Source organism: Stenotrophomonas sp. 05L44_2, from assembly GCF_056665995.1.
Window position 1 is genome coordinate 1 of record NZ_JBFTNR010000992.1, and the last position, 1,139, is coordinate 1,139.

The following is a 1,139-nucleotide window of genomic DNA, read 5'->3' on the forward strand; positions in this document are numbered from 1 at the left end:
GTGCGCTCGCCGGGCGTGGCCCGGCGCTACCCACAACGCGCCCCCACGAAACAGCGATCCACCCACACGGTTGATCTATCGGCCGCACAGCGGTGCAATACGCACCCCCTTTGGTACACCCCCCACTGCCGTGAGCCAGCTGTTTTCGCCGATCTCCTTCGGCCCCCTGACCCTGTCCAACCGCATCGTCGTCGCGCCGATGTGCCAGTACTCCGCCGAAGACGGCCGCGCCAGCGACTGGCACGCCATGCATCTGGGCAACCTGGCGCAGTCCGGCGCGGGCCTGCTGATCCTGGAGGCCACCGCGGTCGAAGCGCGCGGCCGCATCAGCTGGGCCGATCTGGGCCTGTGGGATGACGGCACCGAAGCGGCCCTGGCGCAGATGCTGGCCAGCGTGCGCCGCTGGTCGCCGATGCCGCTGGGCGTGCAGCTGGGCCATGCGGGCCGCAAGGCGTCGGTGAATCGTCCCTGGGACGGCGGTGGCCAGCTGCCGGCCGATGATGCCCGGGGCTGGGCGACCGTGGCCCCCTCGCCGCTGCCGTTCCATGCCGCCGATCCGGCACCGCAGGAACTGGACGAGGCCGGTATCGCCGAAGTCGTTGCCGCTTTCGCCGCCAGTGCGGTGCGCGCCGAGCGCCTGGGCTTCGAGCTGATCGAGATCCACGCCGCGCACGGTTATCTGCTGCATCAGTTCCTGTCGCCGCTGAGCAACCGCCGCACCGATGGCTACGGCGGCTCGCTGCCGAACCGCCTGCGGATGCTGGTGGAAGTGTTCGACGCGGTGCGTGCCGCAGTGTCGGACAAGGTCGCCGTAGGCGTGCGCATCTCCGCCAGCGACTGGGTCGAGGGGGGGTGGGACATCGTGCAGAGCGAGGCGCTGGCACAGGTGCTGGACGCGCGCGGCTGCAATTTCCTGCATGTGTCCAGCGGCGGCCTGCACGAGCGCCAGAAGATCAGTGTCGGCCCGGGCTACCAGGTGCCGTTCGCGGCGGCGATCAAGGCCAAGAAGGTGCGCATGCCGGTGATCGCGGTGGGCMTGATCACCGAGCCGGAGCAGGCCGAATCGATCCTGCGCCACAACCAGGCCGATGCCATCGCGCTGGCCCGCGGCATCCTGTACGACCCGCGCTGGCCTTGGC

1 protein-coding gene is annotated in these 1,139 nt (G+C 70.3%); it reads left to right on the forward strand.

Annotated elements, in window-relative coordinates:
• Positions 1-130: 130 nt before the first annotated feature.
• Positions 131-1,139: NADH:flavin oxidoreductase/NADH oxidase (locus AC1VAN_RS22570; RefSeq protein ID WP_480986831.1), on the forward strand; the 1,009-nt coding region annotated here is incomplete at its 3' end.